The sequence below is a fragment of the Helicobacter bilis genome (genome assembly GCF_900198365.1).
GTDB lineage: Bacteria > Campylobacterota > Campylobacteria > Campylobacterales > Helicobacteraceae > Helicobacter_A > Helicobacter_A bilis_B.
The window spans coordinates 1-2221 of the sequence record NZ_FZMS01000094.1; the positions used below are offsets into that span (position 1 = coordinate 1).

General features: G+C 36.0%; 3 protein-coding genes. 2 read left to right on the plus strand and 1 reads right to left on the minus strand.

Annotated features, from left to right (window positions below; all coding sequences use genetic code 11):
* Positions 1 to 93: 93 nt before the first annotated feature.
* Both C6H08_RS10445 and C6H08_RS10450 read left to right on the plus strand, forming a co-directional pair.
* Positions 94 to 1323 (plus strand): DNA-methyltransferase, encoded by a 1230-nt coding sequence (locus C6H08_RS10445; RefSeq protein ID WP_034565468.1) that lies wholly within the window; start codon positions 94 to 96, stop codon positions 1321 to 1323.
* Positions 1320 to 1964: a hypothetical protein gene (locus C6H08_RS10450; RefSeq protein ID WP_034579555.1), complete on the plus strand. Its 645-nt coding sequence runs from the start codon at positions 1320 to 1322 to the stop codon at positions 1962 to 1964. Before C6H08_RS10445 ends, C6H08_RS10450 begins: the two co-directional genes overlap by 4 nt.
* On the opposite strand, the gene C6H08_RS10455 is transcribed toward C6H08_RS10450, so the two are convergent.
* A partial coding sequence (locus C6H08_RS10455; protein WP_158656871.1) for a hypothetical protein occupies positions 1887 to 2221 on the minus strand: 335 nt, incomplete at its 5' end. The genes C6H08_RS10450 and C6H08_RS10455 overlap by 78 nt on opposite strands.

Here is a 2221-nt window from a genome sequence, read left to right on the forward strand (position 1 = left end):
CGTTATTAATCGCTTTGTAATATATTACAAAGCGATATTAAGCAAATTTTTAACCATTTTTTGTAGAATATAATAAACACAAAAAGGCAAACTTTGACACAAATACTACGCAAACGCAATGACATTGCACTACATGATAGCTATTTACATACCATCTTGCAAAAATCACAAAAGTATTTAAAGCAAACTTTTAGTGAAAGTGAGCTTATAGAATTTCACGCAAGGATTAAGCCCTTATATGCCCTAAAAAATACCAAAGAGATTGTAAGGGCTTTTGAGAAAAGCTATTATGAATTTGTCAAAGAGTGCTATCAATCACGCTATAAGCATAATGAAGATTTAGAATCTTTCTTGCAAACTAGGGATTCTAAAAAGATTTTATGGGGCGATTGTCTGCAAGGCTTAAAGCAGATGAAAAGTGAATCTGTGGGGGCAATGGTAACAAGTCCGCCTTATTATAATGCTAGGGCTTACGCACAATGGAGCGATTTAAATGCGTATATGAGCGATATGGAGGCAATTTTAAGTGAGTGTTATAGGGTGCTTGATAATCACCGCGTATTTGTCTTTAATGTGGGCGATATTTTTGATAACGATAACCTTTTCACGCGTTCTACTTGGGGCAAGAGGCGGCTGCCTTTGGGGGCATATTTTATAATGCTGTTTGAAAAGGTGGGTTTTAGCTTTGTAGATGATATTATTTGGGATAAGGGGCAGGTGCAAAGTCAAAGACATAAAAATGGCGATAAGCCCTATCCCTACTATCAATACCCTATGAATTGCTATGAGCATATTTTGATTTTTCATAAGCACAGAAGTGATGAGACGCGTTACCCTTGCCCCGTGTGTGGCTGCCTACAAGTCAATGGCAATGCTTATACAGAAAAGGGGCTTAGAAGCTGGGAGTGTAAGAATCTTGACTGCTTTGAGCGAAGCAAGGCAAATCGTGGGAAGCGATTTAGTGCAAAAACTTATTTCACGCAAAATGAAGCGTTTAATCGTGGCAATGAGATAGATAAGGACTTCATTTATGCGTGGCGTAGGGATATAAAGGCAATAAATCCCGTGATAAAGATAAATTCTAAAGGGCAAAATACACTAGGACATACCGCACCTTTTCCAAAAGAGATTCCAGAATTTGCGATAAAAATGTTTAGCTACAAGGGAGAGCGAGTATTGGATCCATTTATGGGGCTTGGCACAAGTGTGAAAGTAGCAGATGAGCTAGGCAGAATTGGCATAGGTATAGAGCGAGATATGAGTTTAAAAGAGAGTGTGTATAAATTTTTAGGTAAGAAAAATTTAGGGGAGTATGAGCTATGAATACAGAATTAGATGAAGAAAAGAAAAAGCAAGTCATAGGGCTTTATGGTGAAATGCAACTAGCAATGAAGCTACATAGCTTAGGGTGGCAAGTGCATAGGGGCTATATTGATGAAGGGATTGACTTTGTGATTTCAAAATATTATTGCAAAGTGTGCGAGAAATTTAGCAATCAGCTTATAAGGCAAGAATCTTGGCAGGGGCAAAAAGCAAAATGTGTAACAAATCTATGCGAATTTTGCAAAGAGACTAAACTAGATATTATTGCAAAATATTTGCAGGTCAAAACAAGTGAGGGCAAAACTATTTATAATAAAGGCGTGATAATGGAAAATGTGCGTAATTTTAGCTTCCACCCTAAAATCCGCTATGACATAGATAATTGCGTATTTTATGTGTGGATAGCTGTCTTTGCAGAAAATGAAAATTTAGAGCAATCCATTATCCATTATTATATTTTTCACTCAAGCGATGTAAGCAGATTTGATGATATGAGTTTGCCTACCTATCAAATCACTGATAACCAAAAGACAACCTTGCGTATCAATAAACAAGGCGAGATTCTAAATAATGGCAAAAAATATAGTTATGACTGCTTTAAAGAATTTCATAATGATTTTGAAATATTGGAAAAATTTTAAAGTAATTATCTTGCATAATGCGAAGAATAAAGAAGTCCCAGCATGTATGCCTTTTTCATATTTTTTCCTTGAATTTACTTGTGAGCCTGTATCATATTTGCCATGCAAAGCCCAATCTGTCGTGCCATCAAGTATGCTTTTATCCTGTCTTTTTGTGTCATTTACCATTTGCATGTGAGTTAAATTGTATTCAGCAATGCTTCCATATTTGCCTGTATTTTTACTCTCTTTATCATCAACAGAATCTAACCCACTTG